At 66.4% G+C, this 1,372-nt stretch carries 1 protein-coding gene; it reads right to left on the minus strand.

All coding sequences use genetic code 11. The features are described from left to right. The coding region (ilvA, locus tag G3N97_RS38775; protein WP_205997995.1) for a threonine ammonia-lyase, biosynthetic at positions 1-1,372 on the minus strand (1,372 nt) is incomplete at both ends.

Below are 1,372 nucleotides of genomic sequence, written 5' to 3' on the forward strand. Positions count from 1 at the left end.
CCGGCACCTGAATTCCGACCAGAATCGAGCTGTAATCCGCGCCCTGATTGCGGTAGTGGAACAGGCTGATGTTCCAGTTCGGCGCCATCGACGACAGGAAGCGCATCAGCGCGCCCGGGCGCTCCGGAAACTCGAAACGGAACAGCCGCTCGTCGTGCGCGAGCGGCGAACGGCCGCCGACCATGTAGCGGATGTGCTGCTTCGACAGTTCATCGCCGGTGAGATCGACGCACGGAAAACCGTGCTCGACGAAGGTCTGCGCGATCTGCCGCGATTCGCCGCGATTGCGGATCTGCACGCCGACGAAGATATGCGCGCGCTCGGCGTCGTCGATACGGTAGTTGAATTCGGTGACGCTGCGCGTGCCCACGAGTTCGCAAAAACGCTTGAAACTGCCGCGTTCTTCGGGGATCGTCACGGCGAACACGGCTTCGCGCGCCTCGCCCACTTCGGCGCGCTCGGCCACGAAACGCATGCGGTCGAAGTTGATGTTCGCGCCCGACGTGATCGCGATCAGCGTCTCGCCCGCGATGCCTTCGCGCTCGGCGTATTTCTTCGCGCCCGCCACGGCCAGCGCGCCCGCCGGTTCGAGCACGCTGCGCGTGTCCTGGAATACGTCCTTGATCGCGGCGCAGAGCGCGTCCGTATCGACGGTCACGACTTCATCGAGATACTGCTGGCACAGCCGGAAGGTTTCCTCGCCGACCAGCTTCACGGCCGTGCCGTCCGCGAACAGGCCGACTTCGCTCAACTCGACGCGCTTGCCTGCCTTCAGCGACTGCGCCATCGCGCACGAGTCGTCGGTCTGCACGCCGATCACGCGGATCTCCGGGCGCACGGCCTTCACGTATGCGGCCACGCCTGCCGCCAGACCGCCGCCGCCGATCGGCACGAAGATCGCGTGAATCGGGGCCTGATGCTTGCTGAGCACTTCCATCGCGACGGTGCCCTGGCCGGCGATCACGTGCGGATCGTCGAACGGATGGACGAAAGTCAAGCCGCGTTCTTCCTGCAGACGCACGGCGTGGGCGTAGGCATCGCTGTAGGACTCGCCCGCCTGCACGACTTCGACGCTCTGGCCGCCGTGCGCGCGCACGGCATCGACCTTCACCTGCGGCGTGGTTTCCGGCACGCAGATCACCGCCTTCACGCCGAGCCGCGCCGCCGACAGCGCCACGCCCTGCGCGTGATTGCCCGCCGACGCGGTAATCACGCCGCGCTCGCGCTGCTCGGGCGAGAGATGCGCCATCTTGTTGTACGCGCCGCGCAGCTTGAACGAGAAGACCGGCTGGTTGTCCTCACGCTTGAGCAGCACCGTGTTGCCGATGCGTGCCGAGAGATTCGGCGCGGGTTCGAGCTCGGTTTCGCGGGC

Origin of the sequence: Paraburkholderia sp. Ac-20347 (assembly GCF_017104805.1) — a bacterium.
Taxonomy (GTDB): domain Bacteria; phylum Pseudomonadota; class Gammaproteobacteria; order Burkholderiales; family Burkholderiaceae; genus Paraburkholderia; species Paraburkholderia tropica.